Origin of the sequence: Lederbergia sp. NSJ-179 (assembly GCF_022867885.1) — a bacterium.
Taxonomy (GTDB): domain Bacteria; phylum Bacillota; class Bacilli; order Bacillales; family Bacillaceae_C; genus Lederbergia.
Genome location: NZ_JALIFP010000035.1, coordinates 1 through 15,839, shown reverse-complemented (window position 1 = coordinate 15,839; position 15,839 = coordinate 1). Strand labels below are relative to the sequence as shown.

Here is a 15,839-nt window from a genome sequence, read left to right as displayed (position 1 = left end):
CTTTAAAAAACTTGTTCTTACACTTTATTATTTATGCGCTGTCTCAAACTAAAGCCTATATCAATTATACCTAACACACTTATAATTGAAAGTAAAAATGGTAACATGATCGTTAATATAACCACGAAAATCGGTATGATTTTTACCCATTTTTTCATATGAGCAAAATAAAAAACAAAGGATAATCCTTGGATCACTAATAAGATTTGCAACAGAAAAGTTGCATTCAAAATGACCATTTGAAAAAATGAACTACTATCCTCTGTGATAAAGAAGGAAAATAACAGAACAACTAAGTACACCCAGACAATGGCCTTTGGAAAATTCACATGGCGAAACGCTTTAAATTTTGGTACAGTAACACCCAATCGCCGCACTATAGGGAAATTAACAGCCATTAAAATAAGAACAGTGACAAAAGCCGCACCGGCTAATATCGTTGGAGCCATAGAGCCTATTAAGTTCCCCATATTAATTAATTGTTCTTGTATTTCCATAGATGGTGTCTGCCCAAGTGAAGCCAAAGCATCCATATATTGATCAACGGTGTCCTTGAACATTTGTTGATATTCATCAATAAAATTCAAATGAAAGATCATTGCGGCCACAATTAACAATAATAATAAACCAAACAAAAAGGCGATACTGGAAGCGATATATATATTTCCCTTGCTTTCACGTTTTTGTATGCCATAGCCCATCACTAAACCCGTTACACCATATAAAAATGCGATGGTCATGCCAATGTAGGAACCGATAAAAAACGAAACGATGAATGTGATCACAAAAAATGGTATCAAATATTTCATTGGATGCCTGGCACTAAATAACACAAACGGTAGAATAAAAACAAATTGAATGATAATAGATGTGAATGGCACAAAAACAGCCACCCCAAGCATAATAAAGAATATCGCTAACAACATAGCCCCTTCTTTTAAAACACGGGCATTTCCCACTCTGTCACCCCTCTTAATTCATATACCCCTCTATTTTACCGATGATTAATCCAACGTTCAACTTTGCAACCACTTATTGAACTAGATATTCCAATAACACAATAAAAGTAATTTTACGTTCAAGTTTATAAATTAGACAATACTACTATGGAAATAATAAACAGAGCAGAAGGTTTAAAATAGTAGCTCTTTTTTTGTTTTTTCTATGCTTTTTGCGGTGGGATGAAGCAGTTTCTGCATCTTGGCTCGTAGGATTCGGTATCCCCAATCAAGACAACGGGAGAACCTTTTTTAGCCGGCTTTCCATTGACCAGGCGTTGAGTGTGCGTACCTTTGTCGCTCCCACAAATAGAGCAAAAGGAATATAATCGAGAATAGGTTCATCCGACATCGCTAAAAGCCCTAAGATATATCCAAATTCCTTTCCTCGATAATCCATGTTCAGTCCCGCTACAATGACGTACTTTCCTCGATACGCCAGTTCTCCAACCAGCTCCATAATGTTTTTGGAGTAGAATTGAGCTTCATCGATTTAGTTCCCTATAATATGTTCATGATTGTGTATATGTTTATGTTCTAATTCGTGATTGAAATAACTAAATTTATTTTCGGTTCAATTTATTTACTTTTCATTTTGAATTTGCACTTTTAGATTAGAAATATGAATAAACCAGATTCAATTATTTTAAAACAATGATGAATTGTTTTTCCTCAAGCTGAATCATCTGACTTAATTCATTTAGACTTGAAAAAGTTAAATACTTTCCGAACTGACATGTTGAAAGGTTAATTTTTGTGTCTAGCTGTTCATTTTTATCATCTTGTTCCTCCCCATCCCAACAAGAATAAATCTCCATATACTGCCCTTCCGCTAAACGATCATTGATATATTGGAAAAGTGCATAGATACCTCTTCGATGACAAGCATCTTGTGTATTGTAGAAGTAACCTTCAAATTCGTAAATATAAGGATTAGAAAACTTAGTTTTAAGAACTTGTTTCAAATCAGGATCTAGTTCAAAAATAAAAACACCATAAAAATCTTCTTGTTTTTCATAATGAATCACATATTGTTCATCTGTGTTTGATTGTTTTTTCTTATCTCGTTTTCTATTTCTTTCTGCATTCAAATCTGAAAGTTTTATTTTAACTGGCTTCATTCCAAATTCTCCAACTGGTATCTCATGTGGAGCAGCGATGAAATGCCTTAGAGACATTAGCTTATCTCCTTTCTTATATATCATTAATTCTATTAGTAATTACTGATTTTAATAAGGTACTTGAGTTAAGTTTACTTCAAGTTTTTTAATCCAGGAATATTGTGGCTTACCAAAAATAATTATTTAGTTTAAAATAATTCAATTCACTAAAGACATCTTTATAGTCAATATGGGTAATTCCATTATTAGTCTAACAATTCCAATTTAACATAAAGTGGTAAAACGAAAAATTACTCCATAATCTGGACCGATTCATTAAGATGATTCCCTTTCTTGTTACAAAAATCGGGCCCGTTAATGAAAAACCGTTTTAAAGAAGTTACATCATCGAATATGAATAAAAAACTTCCTCTTTGTTGAATATCTTACCAAACCCTTGGAAAGCTAAAGATAAAATAAAGAAAGGTGTATGGCATATGAAATTTATTAAAATGTTTAAATTTTATCAATACTTTTATTCCCTTTAAGTAGTGTAGCTTTATCATTTGACCAATTACCAACATCAAAAATGTCAAAAGATTGGGAAGTAGTTATTGATAAACCTAAAAATAATGAACTTAAACCAAAACCTAATGTCTACAATTTATAGAATATAGTCTCTTTCTGTCACTATTCTTTTTTAACTTTCTTCTAAATCCACCTGCCATACATTCCACACAATGCAACTTAAACTTGACTATATCACGTTGTCTACAAAATTACACAAATTGAAAAACATTAAAATAAATAACTTTTTCATCCAGCAAAAAAAGAACCCTCAATTAAATGAGAGTTCTTTAAGACCGAACTAATTATTCACCTGTAACAAAAGGAAGCAATGCCATTTGACGAGCGCGTTTAATAGCAATCGTCAATTTACGTTGATACTTAGCATTTGTTCCAGTTACACGACGGGGGAGAATTTTCCCACGTTCAGAAACAAATTTTTTAAGAAGATCGACATCTTTATAGTCAATATGGGTAATTCCATTAGCTGTAAAATAACAAACCTTCCGGCGTTTACGTCCACCTCTACGTCCACCTGCCATGAAGATACCTCCTTTTTATGTGTATTTTATTCATCTAAGCCGCTTTCTCTCAATCAAGATTGAGAATCAAGTATTTCATCTAGTTCAGAAAGATTTTTCATTAAAAGGGCAGATCATCATCTGAAATATCGATAGGTTCTCCATCATTTGAGAACGGGTCATCATTGGTTCGAGTAAAATTCTGGTTGTTACGCTGATTCTGATTGGAACCATAGGAAGAATTGGGGTTCCCCTGATCTCCCCCAAACTGGTTGCTACCAAAATCCCCTCTTCGTTCTGATGTTGAACTTTTCGGTTCAAGAAATTGAACATTGTCTGCCACAACTTCGGTGATATAAACTCTTTTCCCATCTTGTCCTTCAAAATTACGAGTTTGAATTCGTCCATCAACACCAGCTAAACTACCTTTTTTCAAAAAATTAGCTGTGTTTTCAGCTTGGCGACGCCAAGTTACGCACTGAATAAAATCAGCTTCTCGCTCACCTTGTTGATTTGTAAAAGTACGGTTACAAGCTAGAGTAAATGTTGCAACAGCTACACCGTTGGGCGTATAGCGCAAATCCGGGTCTTTTGTTAAACGGCCTACTAAGACAACTCGGTTCATCATCAGAATCAACCTCTTCCCGATTTACTTCTTTTTCAAAATGTTCCACGTGAAACATCATTTATTTTTCATCTTTTACAACGATATGACGAATAATATCATCATTGATTTTAGCAAGACGATCGAATTCCTGAACAGCTTCAGGCGTTGCATTCGTATGGATTAAGTGGTACAGCCCTTCACGGAAGTCCTCAATCTCATATGCAAGACGACGTTTGCCCCAATCTTTTGATTCGATGATTTCCGCACCATTTGAAGTAAGAATACCATCAAAACGCTCAATAACCGCTTTTTTTGCTTCCTCTTCAATATTCGGACGGATAATGTACATGATTTCGTACTTTTTCATCGTTTAGTCACCTCCCTATGGTCTATGCGGCTCTTATATCAATAGATAAAGAGCAAGGAGCAATTTACATTACTCACAAGTAACTATTCTAACATAGTTAAGGACAAGATGCAATTTTTCTAAAAAAAAAAGAAATCCGAATCAGAACATACTGTTGCTCATAATTCGGATCTCTATCATTATTTTCCATTAGAGCTTATTTCGTTATCTTTATCTTTTTGAAATAGCTTTTCTTCTATTGAATTATAAATGCTTATAATCCAATTGAAAAGTGGCTCTAAAAAGCGACTTAATGACATGACGATGGTGGTCACAATCAACGCAATGACCGCACCAGCTAATACATCTGTAGGATAATGAACCCCTATATATAAGCGAGAAAGAGCCATGAAAATAGCCATAAATAACAAAATGCTTCCCCACTTCTTCTGTTTCCAGAACAACGCAATGGCTAGTGAAAAGGCTCCAGTTGAATGATTACTTGGAAACGAAGGGTCTGAGCTTGATTTGTCACTGAGAAAATTGACATCATGGGTCACAAATGGCCGTGGTCTGAAATACATCCATTCTATAATCTTATTAATGCCGAGTGCGAAAATGGTAATGGTAAATGCAAATAAGACAATTTTTCGGTTTTTATTTTTATTCTCAGATCGAACAAACCAGAAAAAGATGAAGACTAGTCCGAAAAGAATCGGCCCAAATTTGGAAAAATAGATCACAAACTGATCCAATACATGACTTTGGCCAGCAAACTGATTAATCATTTTAAATATCTGATAATCTAAATTCATTCTCTACTCCTTCTCCGTCAATAATGAAAATTTCTTTTTTGATTTTCCATTATATCATAAACAAGCGAAGACGTGGATAAATTACAAAAAACTCGGTGAAGTTTCATCCTCACCGAGTTTTTTTCCTATTCTTCTTCATCTTCATTTTCATAGGCCTCTAGAGAAGGGTTATATAACCGATCTACATCCGGCTCTTCTGCAAACTCTGTTGCAAAGTCAGAGTTCCTATAAGCGGGGTCCTGATCTGTCCCAACATCTTGATCAAAGAAATAGGAAAGACTTACAAGACCAGCAAGTCCCACCAAAGCGTAAACAAGTCTTGAAAGACCAGCGTTTTGTCCACCAAAGATAGCAGCCACTAAATCAAATTGGAACAAACCAATCAATCCCCAATTAATCGCCCCTATGATCACCAAGGCTAATGCAATCCGCCTTAAAGTCTTCATTCCAGCACCTCTTTTTTCCATATTGAACCAAAAAGTCTGATTCAGACTTATTTTTTGTAAAAAGAGATGATTCTATACATATAAGGGGACAAGAAAAGCGAAGAGGGGCGACGACAATTGCCATGCCGATGGACTCGCTTCCTGCGAACCCCTAGCGGCCAGGTATTGGATGCCCCTTATACATTAAACCGGAAATGAATCACATCTCCGTCTTTTACCAGATAATCTTTTCCTTCAAGTCTGACCTTTCCCGCTTCTCGGGCGGCTGTCATCGAACCTCCTGCTAATAAATCTTCATATGAAACGGTTTCTGCCCGAATAAAACCTCTTTCAAAATCGGTATGAATAATGCCAGCACATTGAGGAGCTTTCATTCCTTTCTTGAACGTCCATGCCCTAACCTCTTGTACCCCTGCCGTGAAATAAGTCGCTAGTCCTAACAGGCTATAAGTCGCACGAATCAATTTGTCAAGGCCTGATTCATCAATGCCCAATTCTTCAAGAAACATCGACTTTTCATCATCATCTAGTTCAGCCATTTCTTCTTCAATTTTTGCACAGATCACAATCACTTCTGCACGATCCCCTTCAGCAAACGCCTTTACCTTTTGGACATATTCATTATTGTCTGGATCTTGAATATCTTCTTCATTCACATTAGAAACATAAAGAACAGGCTTACTCGTTAGTAAATGAAGTCCTTTGACAATTTTCAATTGATCCTCTGTAAATTCTACTGATCGCGCTGGTTTTTCCGCTTCGAAAGCTTCTTTTAACTTCGATAAAACAGTAAATTCAGTGATTGCGTCTTTATCTTTCTGTTTCGCCAGCTTTTCTACCCGTCCAATTCGTTTATCGACGGTTTCTAAATCTGCGAGAATTAATTCAAGATTAATCGTTTCAATATCATCGATCGGATCAACCTTTCCAGATACATGGGTAATATCCTCGCTTGCAAAACAACGCACAACATGACAGATAGCATCCACCTGGCGAATATGGGAAAGAAATTTGTTTCCAAGCCCTTCCCCTTTGCTTGCACCTTTTACAATTCCGGCTATGTCGGTAAACTCAAATGCAGTTGGCACTGTTTTTTTTGGTTTAACAAGCGCCGTTAACTTTTGTAAACGTATATCTGGTACCTCAACAATTCCGACATTTGGATCAATCGTACAAAATGGATAATTGGCAGCTTCTGCACCTGCCTTTGTAATCGCATTAAATAAAGTAGACTTTCCTACGTTTGGCAAACCTACAATCCCTGCTGTAAGGGCCATATTCGTCACTCCTCTTTCCACTCAATCAATTCTATCTCAACCACGAAGTTATTACCATTCAATCCATTTTTTAATTATAGTAACTCTCATTTCAAAAAACAATTTTATCGATGTAAAAGCATGAGGTCATTCCTCATGCTTTTCTAAAATCTTTTTCATTTTTCTTGTAAACTCACGTCGGGGCAACATGACACTATGACCACAGCCTTCACATTTTATCCGAATGTCCATCCCCATTCGAATGATTTTCCAACGGTTTGTCCCACATGGATGGGGCTTTTTCATTTCCACTACATCATGAAGATTGAATTCTTTCTTTTCCATTTCTTTCCCCCTGATGACCATTTATTAAAAATATGGGCTTATAAATACATTTATTTTAACAAAAATAGTCCGGTATTCATAGCTTGTTGTGAATTTTCGCTTTCCAATGTATAGAAAGAATATCTCTTCCGTATAATGATACAGATGAGCGAAAGGAGATACTACAGACATGAAGCAAGAGCCATTTTTCCGGATACCCAAACAAAAGGAAGTTCAAATCCATCATACCGACCCGATTTCAATGAAAACCATTGCGGATGGAATTTTGGAATTTCTCCCCTTATATAAACGATCTCCTATTATCATTGTATGTATTGGAACAGATCGATCGACAGGTGATTCATTAGGTCCTTTAACAGGAAGTTTTCTTCAAGAGGCTGACTTCACCCATTTCCATGTATATGGAACCTTAGAAGAGCCCGTTCATGCTGTGAATTTAAAGGAAAAACTGCAGGAAATTCAAGAAAAATATACGCTCCCCTTTATTATCGGCATTGACGCTTGTTTAGGGAGAATGAAAAATATCGGGATGATCAAAGTTGGCTCAGGACCAGTCAAACCAGGAGCTGGCGTTAAAAAGGATCTCCCTACTGTTGGTCATATGCATATAACTGGGATTGTAAATGTGAGTGGTTATATGGAATTCTTTGTTTTACAAAATACAAGACTTAATCTTGTAATGAAAATGGCAAAACATCTAGCTTCGGCTATTATTCAAAGCGATCAATTATATGCAAAACAGAAAAATACCATTTCAGATAAATGGGATTTTACGGAGGAAAACTACCTATAGGTGGATGTTCAAAAGACGTACTTTTCCTCCCGCTATAATGGACACAAAATTTCAATTTTGTTCCAGCAAATGCAATATTCTTTCTAAATCCTCACTAGATAAAAATTCAATTTCAATTTTTCCTTTTTTCTTCGTTCGTTTAATGGTAACTGTAGTACCGAATTTTTCACGTAAGTTTTTCTCACTTTCTACAATAAAAACATCCTTTTTGGGCGTTTCCTTTTTTGTTTCACGTGGAACATTCTGGTTAATTTGCTGAACTAATTGTTCAAGCTGCCTGACATTTAGTCCTTCTTTGACTGTCTTTTGGGCGACCGCTTCTATTTCATCTTTTCTTTTAAGCCCTAATAATGTACGGCCATGCCCCATGGAAAGCTTGCCTTCAACAATATAGTTCTGAATCTCCTCTGGTAAACTAAGCAGGCGAATATGATTCGCAATATAAGGTCGACTTTTGCCCAATCTTTTTGCTAAATCTTCCTGTGTAAAATGAAGTTTTTCCATTAATGTTTGATAGGCTTTTGCCTCTTCAATCGGAGTTAAATCTTCTCTTTGCAAATTTTCAAGTACAGCAAGCTCCATCATTTGCTGATCTGTAAATTCCTTTACAACAGCTGGGATTGTCTTTAATTTTGCCGCCTTCGAAGCCCGATAGCGGCGTTCTCCCACAACAATTTCATACCCTTTAATATTCTTTCGAACAATGATTGGCTGTAATACACCATGTTGCATGATCGATTCTTTTAATTCTGTAAGACCCTCTTCTGAAAATACCTTTCGGGGTTGGTAAGGATTGGGCATAATTTCTTTTAACTCTATTTCTCTTACTGTTTCTTCTTCATTGATCTCTACATTTGCAAATAAAGCATTAATCCCTTTCCCGAGACCTTTAGCCATTCTCAGCCACTTCCTTTGCAAGATCTAAATAAACTTCTGCTCCACGCGATTTTGGATCATAGAGAATAATCGGCTCCCCATGACTCGGTGCCTCACTTAAGCGAATATTACGCGGAATAATGGTTTGATACACCTTATTTTGAAAATATTTTTTTACTTCCTGGATCACTTGAAGTCCAAGATTTGTCCGTGCATCCAACATGGTTAATAAAACCCCTTCTATCATTAACTCGTTGTTTAAATGTTTTTGCACTAAACGTATCGTATTCAATAATTGACTAAGTCCTTCTAAGGCGTAATATTCACATTGTACGGGAATGATGACCGAATCAGAAGCTGTTAAAGCATTTAGTGTTAGAAGACCAAGTGATGGAGGACAATCAATTAAAATATAATCATATTCATCCTTTATTTGATCAACAGCTCTTTTTAAGCGAACTTCTCTAGAGATAGTGGGTACTAATTCGACCTCTGCTCCTGCTAATTGAATCGTTGAAGGTACCGCAAATAAATGTTCAACGGCTGTTTGCTTAATAACCGTTCTCATTTCCACATCATCCACTAGGACATCATAGACACATTGCTGCACATCCCCTTTATCAATTCCACTTCCACTGGTTGCATTCCCCTGTGGGTCTATATCTATAAGTAAAACCTTTTTTCCTATATAGGCTAAACAAGCACCAAGATTAACAGAGGTGGTCGTTTTTCCGACTCCTCCTTTTTGGTTGGCTATGGAAATAATCTTCCCCAACGATTTCACCTACCTTTTTCGTTCAAAATCACAATCATGTATTCTATTTTAACAAATAATTCTAGTAAAAACTGTTTGCAGGAAAAAAAGTTTTTAAAACGTAAAAAATCCACATGGCTATAAGAACACATGGCTATAAGAACTAAAAAAAGAGAAACTACGAAGTTTCTCTTTTTTCTCGAATGAACTGGCAGTAAAACTCCACTGAATAATGTTTCATTTTATCCTCTAGCGCTTGCACTTTTGTTCTTCCGTTCTTAGCGAGGGCCTTTTTTCGGTATCTTAATGGTAATTTGATAGTATTCCTCAAAATCCTCTTCTTCTGAGTCTAGATTAATCCCACTATCTGTGACCATGGAAAGCGACTGACGGATTGTATTAACTGCAATCCTCATGTCTTTACTAATCGCTTTTCTCCTTTTTTTAGGCTGTTCCTTTTTCGTCAGCATCTTCACAACTTGCTCTTCTGTTTGCTTAACATTTAGGTTTTTTTCGATCACCATGTTCATGACTTGGACCTGCTTTTCCACATCTTTTAAAGGAATTAACGCCCGTGCATGCCGTTCCGTGATTTTCTTTTGCATAAGGCCCTCTTGGATTTCGGGTGGGAGTTTAAGCAAACGTAATTTATTCGCTACTGTTGATTGCCCTTTCCCGAGACGTTGGGCTAATGCTTCCTGTGTCAAATTATGAATATCTAATAATTTTCCATAAGCCATTGCTTCTTCAATCGGGGTCAATTCTTCCCGCTGAAGATTTTCGATCAAAGCGACAGAGGCTGTTTCCGTATCACTTAAATTTTTAATTATGGCTGGTACTTCCAACCACCCAAGGGATTGGACCGCTCGATAGCGTCGCTCACCAGCGATTATTTCAAATTGATCATCTTCTATCTCCCTCACCACAATGGGTTGGATAATCCCATGGGTTCGAATCGTTCTAGCCAATTCTTCTATTTTTTCCTCATTGAAGATTGTTCTTGGCTGAAACCGATTAGGGACGATGTTTTTAACGGGGATATTCCTTACCTCTTCTGTTTCTTCTATCTCTTCGTCTATCTCTTTATCTATTGGTAATTCTTTATCCCCCATACCAAATAAACGAGAAAAAGGATGCTTCATCCTTCGACACCACCTTATAGAAACTCCCTTACAGCTGATCCCCCAATATCTGCAAAAATTCGAAGCAGACTGTATGGGTATATTTCTAAGCAGCTTAGAAGGGTGTTATAAACGCATTAATAAAGGATCAAAGGCTAATTTCGCAACATCCTGTTGCAACGCCTTTGTGACCAACATCCTGTTGGCCCGATCAAAGGCTAATTTCGCAACTTCCTGTTGCAACGCCTTTGTGACCTGCTTCCTGCAGGCCTCACATAAATGCCACTATATCATATTATTCTATCTTTTTTTGTCATTTCCTGCCATATATCCCTTATTCAAGAGGCATTTTATTTGGAGTTCCAGGTTTTCTTGGATATTTTTTCGGTGTGTTTTTTACTTTCTCAATCACGATGATGTTCCGGTCACTCTTTTCAATCGGTAATTCAAATGAATATACAGATCGTGTTTGACCCCCTAGTTGTTTGATTGCCTTCTCCGCTACAAAAAGCTCCTCTTCCGCATTCGCCGCTTTCATGGCAATGAAACGCCCGCCTTGTTTGACAAGAGGCAAACATAATTCACTGAGGACAGACATTCTTGCCACTGCTCGTGCCATGACAATGTTAAACTGGGCGCGGAATTTTGCATTTTGCGCAAAGGTTTCAGCACGATCATGATAAAAATATGTATTTTCTAAATTTAATTCCGATGAAAGATGCTCTAAAAAGCGAATTCGTTTTTGTAATGAGTCAACAATCGTAATTTTCAATTCTGGGAAACAAATTTTTAAGGGAATACTGGGAAAACCCGCTCCTGCCCCAACATCGCATAGGTTAATCGGTCCTTTGAAATCAATATAGAAAGCGGCGCTGATCGAATCATAAAAATGCTTTAAATACACTTCTTCCCGATCGGTGATCGCGGTTAAATTCATTTTATCATTCCACTCAACCAATATTTCAAAGTATTGTTCAAATTGATGAAGTTGAAGGGAATCTAACTGGATTCCCTTCAGCTCCAACATGCTGATAAATTGCTCCACATTCATCGTTATTCATTCCTTCTCTATCTTGCTACGGCACTTCCAGTATCCGCTAGCTTGGCAATTTTACCTTGTTCAATATAAACGAGTAAGATCGAAATATCAGCAGGATTTACTCCCGAAATTCGGGAGGCTTGTGCAATGGATAAAGGCCGAACTTTCATTAGCTTTTGCCGCGCTTCTGTTGCAATCCCGTTGATCGCCTCATAGTCAATATGGTCTGGGATCTTTTTGTTCTCTAGTTTTTTCAGTTTTTCCACTTGTTGAAGAGATTTCTCAATATATCCTTCATATTTAAGTTGAATTTCAACCTGCTCAATGACATCTTTTGGCAGCTCTTGTTCTGATGGCATTAATTCAATCACTTTTTGATAAGACATTTCTGGCCGTTTGATTAAATCGGCAGCTCGAATTCCATCTTTTAATGGACTTCCCCCTGCCTCCTGAATCACAGCTTGGGTTTTTTCATTCGGTTTAATAATCGTTGAACGGAATCGTTTGATCTCTGCTTCAATGGCTGTTTTTTTAATAATAAATTTCTCATAGCGTTCGTCTGGAATAAGTCCAATTTGATGTCCTAATTCCGTTAAACGTAAATCAGCGTTATCGTGGCGGAGGAGCAGGCGATATTCCGCTCTTGATGTTAATAAGCGATAGGGTTCATTTGTTCCTTTCGTCACTAAATCATCAATTAATACACCAATATAGGCATCAGAACGACTTAAAATCACCTCATCTTTTCCAAGCACTCGACTAGCTGCATTAATACCGGCCATTATTCCCTGAGCGGCCGCTTCCTCATATCCAGAGGTTCCATTGATTTGACCCGCCGTATAGAGATTTTTAATTTTCTTTGTTTCTAATGTTGGCCAAAGTTGTGTTGGAACAAGGGCATCATATTCAATCGCATAACCGGGTCGCATCATTTTTGCATTTTCTAATCCAGGAACGGTTGTGATTAATTCATGCTGTACTTCCTCAGGTAAACTTGTCGATAATCCTTGCACATACACTTCATTCGTATGTCTTCCTTCTGGCTCAAGGAAAATTTGATGTCTTGGTTTATCGTTAAAGCGGACAACCTTATCCTCAATTGACGGACAATAGCGGGCGCCCGTTCCTTTAACCATTCCCGAAAACATCGGAGAACGATGCAAGTTTTCATCAATGAGCTGATGGGTTTGCAAGTTGGTATAAGTTAACCAGCATGGGAGCTGATCTGTAATAAATTTCGTTGTTTCATAGCTAAAAGCACGTGGCTCTTTATCACCAGGTTGGATCTCTGTTTTACTATAATCAATCGTTTTGCTATTAATACGCGGAGGGGTTCCAGTTTTAAACCGTTCCATTTCAAAACCAAGCGTTTCAAGATACTCGGCTAATTTAATCGATGGCTTTTGATTATTAGGACCACTTGAATATTTCAATTCCCCTAATATAATTTCTCCACGTAGGAAAGTACCTGTTGTAATTACAACCGCTTTTCCACGGAAAATGGCGCCTGTATTGGTGATAATTCCCTTACATTCTCCTTCTTCAATTACTAATTCATCCACCATTGCTTGGAGTAAGGTAAGATTGGGTTCACTTTCCAATGTGTTTTTCATTTCTTGTTGGTAAAGGGGTTTATCGGCTTGTGCCCGTAAAGCTTGAACCGCTGGGCCCTTTCCTGTATTCAGCATTCTCATTTGGATATACGTTTTATCAATATTTTTGGCCATTTCTCCGCCAAGTGCATCGATTTCTCGGACCACGACCCCTTTAGCTGGTCCTCCAATAGAAGGGTTGCAGGGCATGAATGCGATCATATCAAGATTCAGTGTCAGCATGAGTGTTTTCGCACCCATTCTGGCAGCCGCCAGACCCGCTTCACATCCGGCATGGCCCGCTCCGATTACAATGACGTCATATTGGCCTGCCTCATATTGTTGCATAAAATTTAAACCTCCTTGATTCAATATTTATATAAAAGGGACTCTGATCTACAGCGTATCTTGTTTTAAACCTAAAGCCGCCTTCCGCTTTTCTTTGTCCAGCTTCAGGCGGCAGGGGCTCGAGGTCAAATAACCTGAAACCGCCGAAGGGAAATACGCCCTTCTTCGGTTTCAGAACATTTGCTTGTCGCCCCTAAGCAGCCGCCTTCCGCTTTTCTTTGTCCAGCTCCAGCGCCTAGCGACTAGCAAATTTACGTCTTCTTCCTACGATAAGTCAACATCGATTCACCCTTTGGGTTCATCGTGTTTCCTTTATCTCGTCAGAAGCCTTTAAATTTGTACGTCGCTGAACAGGCGCTTCCGCTTTTCTCATTTCCCTAAACAAAATTGGGAAAAAAGTTGATTTAGCAAGCTTTCTTGGACGGTGTCACCGATGATTTCCCCAAGTAGTTCCCATGTTCGGGTAAGGTCAATTTGAATGATATCGATCGGTGTTCCCATCTCAATTCCCATTAGAACATCTTCAATCGCTTGTAAAGCTTGGTTTAAAAGGGCGATATGACGGCTATTTGATACATAGGTTATGTCGCCAGCTTCTACTTGGCCTTGGAAAAACATTTCAGCAATTGCTTGTTCTAAATCATCAATTCCTTCTTCCTCTAACAAGGAAGTTGTCACAATGGGATAATCTTCCGCCATCACCTTTACCTCATTCATATCCATTTTTTGAGGTAAGTCTGTCTTATTGGCAATGACAATCACATCCATCCCCTTAACCGCCTGAAATAATTGCTGATCTTCAATCGTAAACTCATCTGCTGAATTTAAAACCAATAAGATTAAATCCGCCTTTTTCAACACTTGACGAGATCTTTCTACACCCATTCTTTCCACGATATCTTCTGTTTCTCGAATACCAGCAGTATCCACTAGTCTTAAAGGGACACCACGAATATTGACATATTCCTCAATCACATCTCTCGTCGTACCTGGAATGTCTGTCACAATCGCTTTGTTTTCCTGAACTAGGCTATTAAGCAAAGAGGATTTTCCAACATTTGGCCTGCCAATAATAACAGTCGACAATCCCTCTCGCAAAATTTTTCCCTGATGTGATGTTTGCAATACTTTTTGCAGCTCATTGCGAATATAAGTGGCCTTTTCGAACAGCAAACGATGGGTCATTTCCTCCACATCATCATATTCTGGATAATCAATATTCACCTCAACATGGGCCACAACTTCCAATATCTCCTGGCGCAACTTAGAAATTAATTGAGATAAACGCCCTTCCATTTGACCTAATGCTACATTCATAGCTCGATCCGTTTTTGCCCTAATTAAGTCCATCACAGCCTCTGCTTGTGATAAATCAATTCGTCCATTTAAGAAAGCACGTTTTGTAAACTCACCGGGCTCCGCCAGTCTTGCTCCTACATTCAACACAAGCTGTAACACACGATGAACAGAAACGAGTCCACCATGACAATTGATTTCTACTACATCTTCCCTCGTAAACGTCTTTGGAGCTTTCATTACACTAACCATTACTTCCTCTACCAATTCTCCTGACTTTGGTTCGATCAGTGTGCCATAATGGATGGTATGGGTGGGAACGTCTATTAGTCTTTTCTTCCCTGCTCCACGGAAAATTTGATCTGCTATGGAGATAGCTTCCTCTCCACTCAAGCGAACGATTGCAATAGCTCCCTCTCCCATCGGCGTGGAAATTGCCGCTATTGTATCAAATTCCATCTTTATCACCTCTTTTCTACATAATCTTTATTTATAAAACGCATCCTGACTTGCGCATCATCTCTATATAAACTTAAATATCCCCAAATAACTAGAATAACAAATTTTCATTATCCACAAAAGCCTTTTTTATCATTTGGAAAAACTATCCACAACAAAAACCTCATAATCATTATTTTAACTTATCCACATGTGAATAACAATAACCCGAATTTCTAAATCGGCTGCTCCTGACTCTTCATTCTTTTTTTCTAAGATGTCTCTCAAAGCCATGGAGTTTTTTCCACATAAGAAAAGCGCAAGCGCCTTGGTCAGCCCCGACAAGCAAATGTTCTGAGACAAGAAAAGTCCGGTTTTGACTTTTATTGTCTCAGGTTATTTGACCTCGAGGGGCTAGGCGCTGGAGCTAGATCCAAACATTAGCCAATTTTTCTTACCTTTTAAGAAAAACCGGGCAAACCCCGCCCGGTCCTTTTCTATCCACCCAGACTAGAGGAAATCCGATAATTTATATTCCTGTCCATGTAGGCCTTTATAATACTCTGGATACATTTCTCCAC

At 37.9% G+C, this 15,839-nt stretch carries 16 protein-coding genes and 1 pseudogene; 1 reads left to right on the top strand and 16 read right to left on the bottom strand.

All coding sequences use genetic code 11. From position 1 onward, the window contains the following. Positions 1 to 17: 17 nt before the first annotated feature. The 10 genes and pseudogenes from MUB24_RS18620 to MUB24_RS18575 all read right to left on the bottom strand — a co-directional run bounded on the left by MUB24_RS18620 (position 18) and on the right by MUB24_RS18575 (position 7,001). Positions 18 to 959: a YybS family protein gene (locus tag MUB24_RS18620; protein WP_244706746.1), complete on the bottom strand. Its 942-nt coding sequence runs from the start codon at positions 957 to 959 to the stop codon at positions 18 to 20. A gap of 203 nt (positions 960 to 1,162) precedes the next feature. Next, positions 1,163 to 1,488, bottom strand: a pseudogene (locus tag MUB24_RS18615) (thymidine kinase); the annotation flags it as partial. A gap of 151 nt (positions 1,489 to 1,639) precedes the next feature. Beyond that, positions 1,640 to 2,176: a hypothetical protein gene (locus MUB24_RS18610; protein ID WP_244706744.1), complete on the bottom strand. Its 537-nt coding sequence runs from the start codon at positions 2,174 to 2,176 to the stop codon at positions 1,640 to 1,642. 794 nt (positions 2,177 to 2,970) lie between these two features. Continuing rightward, positions 2,971 to 3,207: a 30S ribosomal protein S18 gene (gene rpsR, locus MUB24_RS18605; protein ID WP_244706742.1), complete on the bottom strand. Its 237-nt coding sequence runs from the start codon at positions 3,205 to 3,207 to the stop codon at positions 2,971 to 2,973. A gap of 100 nt (positions 3,208 to 3,307) precedes the next feature. Beyond that, positions 3,308 to 3,814: a single-stranded DNA-binding protein gene (gene ssb / locus MUB24_RS18600; protein WP_244706740.1), complete on the bottom strand. Its 507-nt coding sequence runs from the start codon at positions 3,812 to 3,814 to the stop codon at positions 3,308 to 3,310. Positions 3,815 to 3,872: 58 nt separating this feature from the next. Then, positions 3,873 to 4,160 carry a 30S ribosomal protein S6 gene (gene rpsF, locus MUB24_RS18595; protein ID WP_244706739.1) on the bottom strand — a complete coding sequence of 96 codons (288 nt, stop codon included), beginning with the start codon at positions 4,158 to 4,160 and terminating at the stop codon, positions 3,873 to 3,875. 179 nt (positions 4,161 to 4,339) lie between these two features. Continuing rightward, a complete protein-coding gene (locus tag MUB24_RS18590) occupies positions 4,340 to 4,954 on the bottom strand; it encodes an undecaprenyl-diphosphatase (RefSeq protein ID WP_244706736.1) in 615 nt (204 codons plus the stop codon). Between the two features lie 125 nt (positions 4,955 to 5,079). Then, complete coding sequence (locus MUB24_RS18585) at positions 5,080 to 5,400, bottom strand: DUF378 domain-containing protein (RefSeq protein WP_244706734.1); 321 nt, start codon at positions 5,398 to 5,400, stop codon at positions 5,080 to 5,082. 176 nt (positions 5,401 to 5,576) lie between these two features. Further along, positions 5,577 to 6,677: a redox-regulated ATPase YchF gene (gene ychF, locus MUB24_RS18580; protein ID WP_244706732.1), complete on the bottom strand. Its 1,101-nt coding sequence runs from the start codon at positions 6,675 to 6,677 to the stop codon at positions 5,577 to 5,579. 126 nt (positions 6,678 to 6,803) lie between these two features. Next, on the bottom strand, positions 6,804 to 7,001 hold the full coding sequence (locus MUB24_RS18575; RefSeq protein WP_244706730.1) for a DUF951 domain-containing protein: 198 nt from the start codon (positions 6,999 to 7,001) through the stop codon (positions 6,804 to 6,806). A 241-nt stretch (positions 7,002 to 7,242) separates the two neighbouring features. On the opposite strand from MUB24_RS18575, the gene yyaC reads away from it, so the two are divergent. Beyond that, positions 7,243 to 7,794, top strand: a complete 552-nt coding sequence (gene yyaC / locus MUB24_RS18570) for a spore protease YyaC (protein WP_244706792.1) — start codon at positions 7,243 to 7,245, stop codon at positions 7,792 to 7,794. Positions 7,795 to 7,845: 51 nt separating this feature from the next. Here yyaC and MUB24_RS18565 read toward each other — a convergent pair whose 3' ends face one another. From MUB24_RS18565 to mnmE, 6 genes are all read right to left on the bottom strand, one after another. Then, entirely contained in the window at positions 7,846 to 8,691 is an 846-nt protein-coding gene (locus MUB24_RS18565; RefSeq protein WP_244706728.1) for a ParB/RepB/Spo0J family partition protein, read from the bottom strand. Beyond that, positions 8,684 to 9,445: a ParA family protein gene (locus tag MUB24_RS18560; protein WP_244706726.1), complete on the bottom strand. Its 762-nt coding sequence runs from the start codon at positions 9,443 to 9,445 to the stop codon at positions 8,684 to 8,686. Before MUB24_RS18560 ends, MUB24_RS18565 begins: the two co-directional genes overlap by 8 nt. Before the next feature lie 257 nt (positions 9,446 to 9,702). Further along, positions 9,703 to 10,566, bottom strand: coding sequence for a nucleoid occlusion protein (gene noc / locus MUB24_RS18555; RefSeq protein ID WP_244706725.1), 864 nt, complete (start codon positions 10,564 to 10,566; stop codon positions 9,703 to 9,705). 313 nt (positions 10,567 to 10,879) lie between these two features. Beyond that, on the bottom strand, positions 10,880 to 11,596 hold the full coding sequence (rsmG, locus tag MUB24_RS18550) for a 16S rRNA (guanine(527)-N(7))-methyltransferase RsmG (RefSeq protein WP_244706723.1): 717 nt from the start codon (positions 11,594 to 11,596) through the stop codon (positions 10,880 to 10,882). A gap of 17 nt (positions 11,597 to 11,613) precedes the next feature. Continuing rightward, the gene (gene mnmG / locus MUB24_RS18545; RefSeq protein ID WP_244706721.1) at positions 11,614 to 13,524 is read right to left on the bottom strand and encodes a tRNA uridine-5-carboxymethylaminomethyl(34) synthesis enzyme MnmG; all 1,911 of its coding nucleotides are present in this window, start codon (positions 13,522 to 13,524) and stop codon (positions 11,614 to 11,616) included. 369 nt (positions 13,525 to 13,893) lie between these two features. Further along, on the bottom strand, positions 13,894 to 15,279 hold the full coding sequence (mnmE, locus tag MUB24_RS18540; protein ID WP_244706719.1) for a tRNA uridine-5-carboxymethylaminomethyl(34) synthesis GTPase MnmE: 1,386 nt from the start codon (positions 15,277 to 15,279) through the stop codon (positions 13,894 to 13,896). Between the last annotated feature and the right edge of the window lie 560 nt (positions 15,280 to 15,839).

Excerpts from the sequence above, each read along its gene's own strand:
- MUB24_RS18610 (WP_244706744.1), bottom strand. The coding sequence starts at position 2,176 with ATGTCTCTAAGGCATTTCATCGCTGCTCCACATGAGATACCAGTTGGA.
- rpsR (WP_244706742.1), bottom strand. The coding sequence starts at position 3,207 with ATGGCAGGTGGACGTAGAGGTGGACGTAAACGCCGGAAGGTTTGTTAT.
- ssb (WP_244706740.1), bottom strand. The coding sequence starts at position 3,814 with ATGATGAACCGAGTTGTCTTAGTAGGCCGTTTAACAAAAGACCCGGAT.
- rpsF (WP_244706739.1), bottom strand. The coding sequence starts at position 4,160 with ATGAAAAAGTACGAAATCATGTACATTATCCGTCCGAATATTGAAGAG.
- MUB24_RS18590 (WP_244706736.1), bottom strand. The coding sequence starts at position 4,954 with ATGAATTTAGATTATCAGATATTTAAAATGATTAATCAGTTTGCTGGC.
- MUB24_RS18585 (WP_244706734.1), bottom strand. The coding sequence starts at position 5,400 with ATGAAGACTTTAAGGCGGATTGCATTAGCCTTGGTGATCATAGGGGCG.
- ychF (WP_244706732.1), bottom strand. The coding sequence starts at position 6,677 with ATGGCCCTTACAGCAGGGATTGTAGGTTTGCCAAACGTAGGAAAGTCT.
- MUB24_RS18575 (WP_244706730.1), bottom strand. The coding sequence starts at position 7,001 with ATGGAAAAGAAAGAATTCAATCTTCATGATGTAGTGGAAATGAAAAAG.
- yyaC (WP_244706792.1), top strand. The coding sequence starts at position 7,243 with ATGAAAACCATTGCGGATGGAATTTTGGAATTTCTCCCCTTATATAAA.
- MUB24_RS18565 (WP_244706728.1), bottom strand. The coding sequence starts at position 8,691 with ATGGCTAAAGGTCTCGGGAAAGGGATTAATGCTTTATTTGCAAATGTA.
- noc (WP_244706725.1), bottom strand. The coding sequence starts at position 10,566 with ATGAAGCATCCTTTTTCTCGTTTATTTGGTATGGGGGATAAAGAATTA.
- rsmG (WP_244706723.1), bottom strand. The coding sequence starts at position 11,596 with ATGAATGTGGAGCAATTTATCAGCATGTTGGAGCTGAAGGGAATCCAG.
- mnmG (WP_244706721.1), bottom strand. The coding sequence starts at position 13,524 with ATGCAACAATATGAGGCAGGCCAATATGACGTCATTGTAATCGGAGCG.
- mnmE (WP_244706719.1), bottom strand. The coding sequence starts at position 15,279 with ATGGAATTTGATACAATAGCGGCAATTTCCACGCCGATGGGAGAGGGA.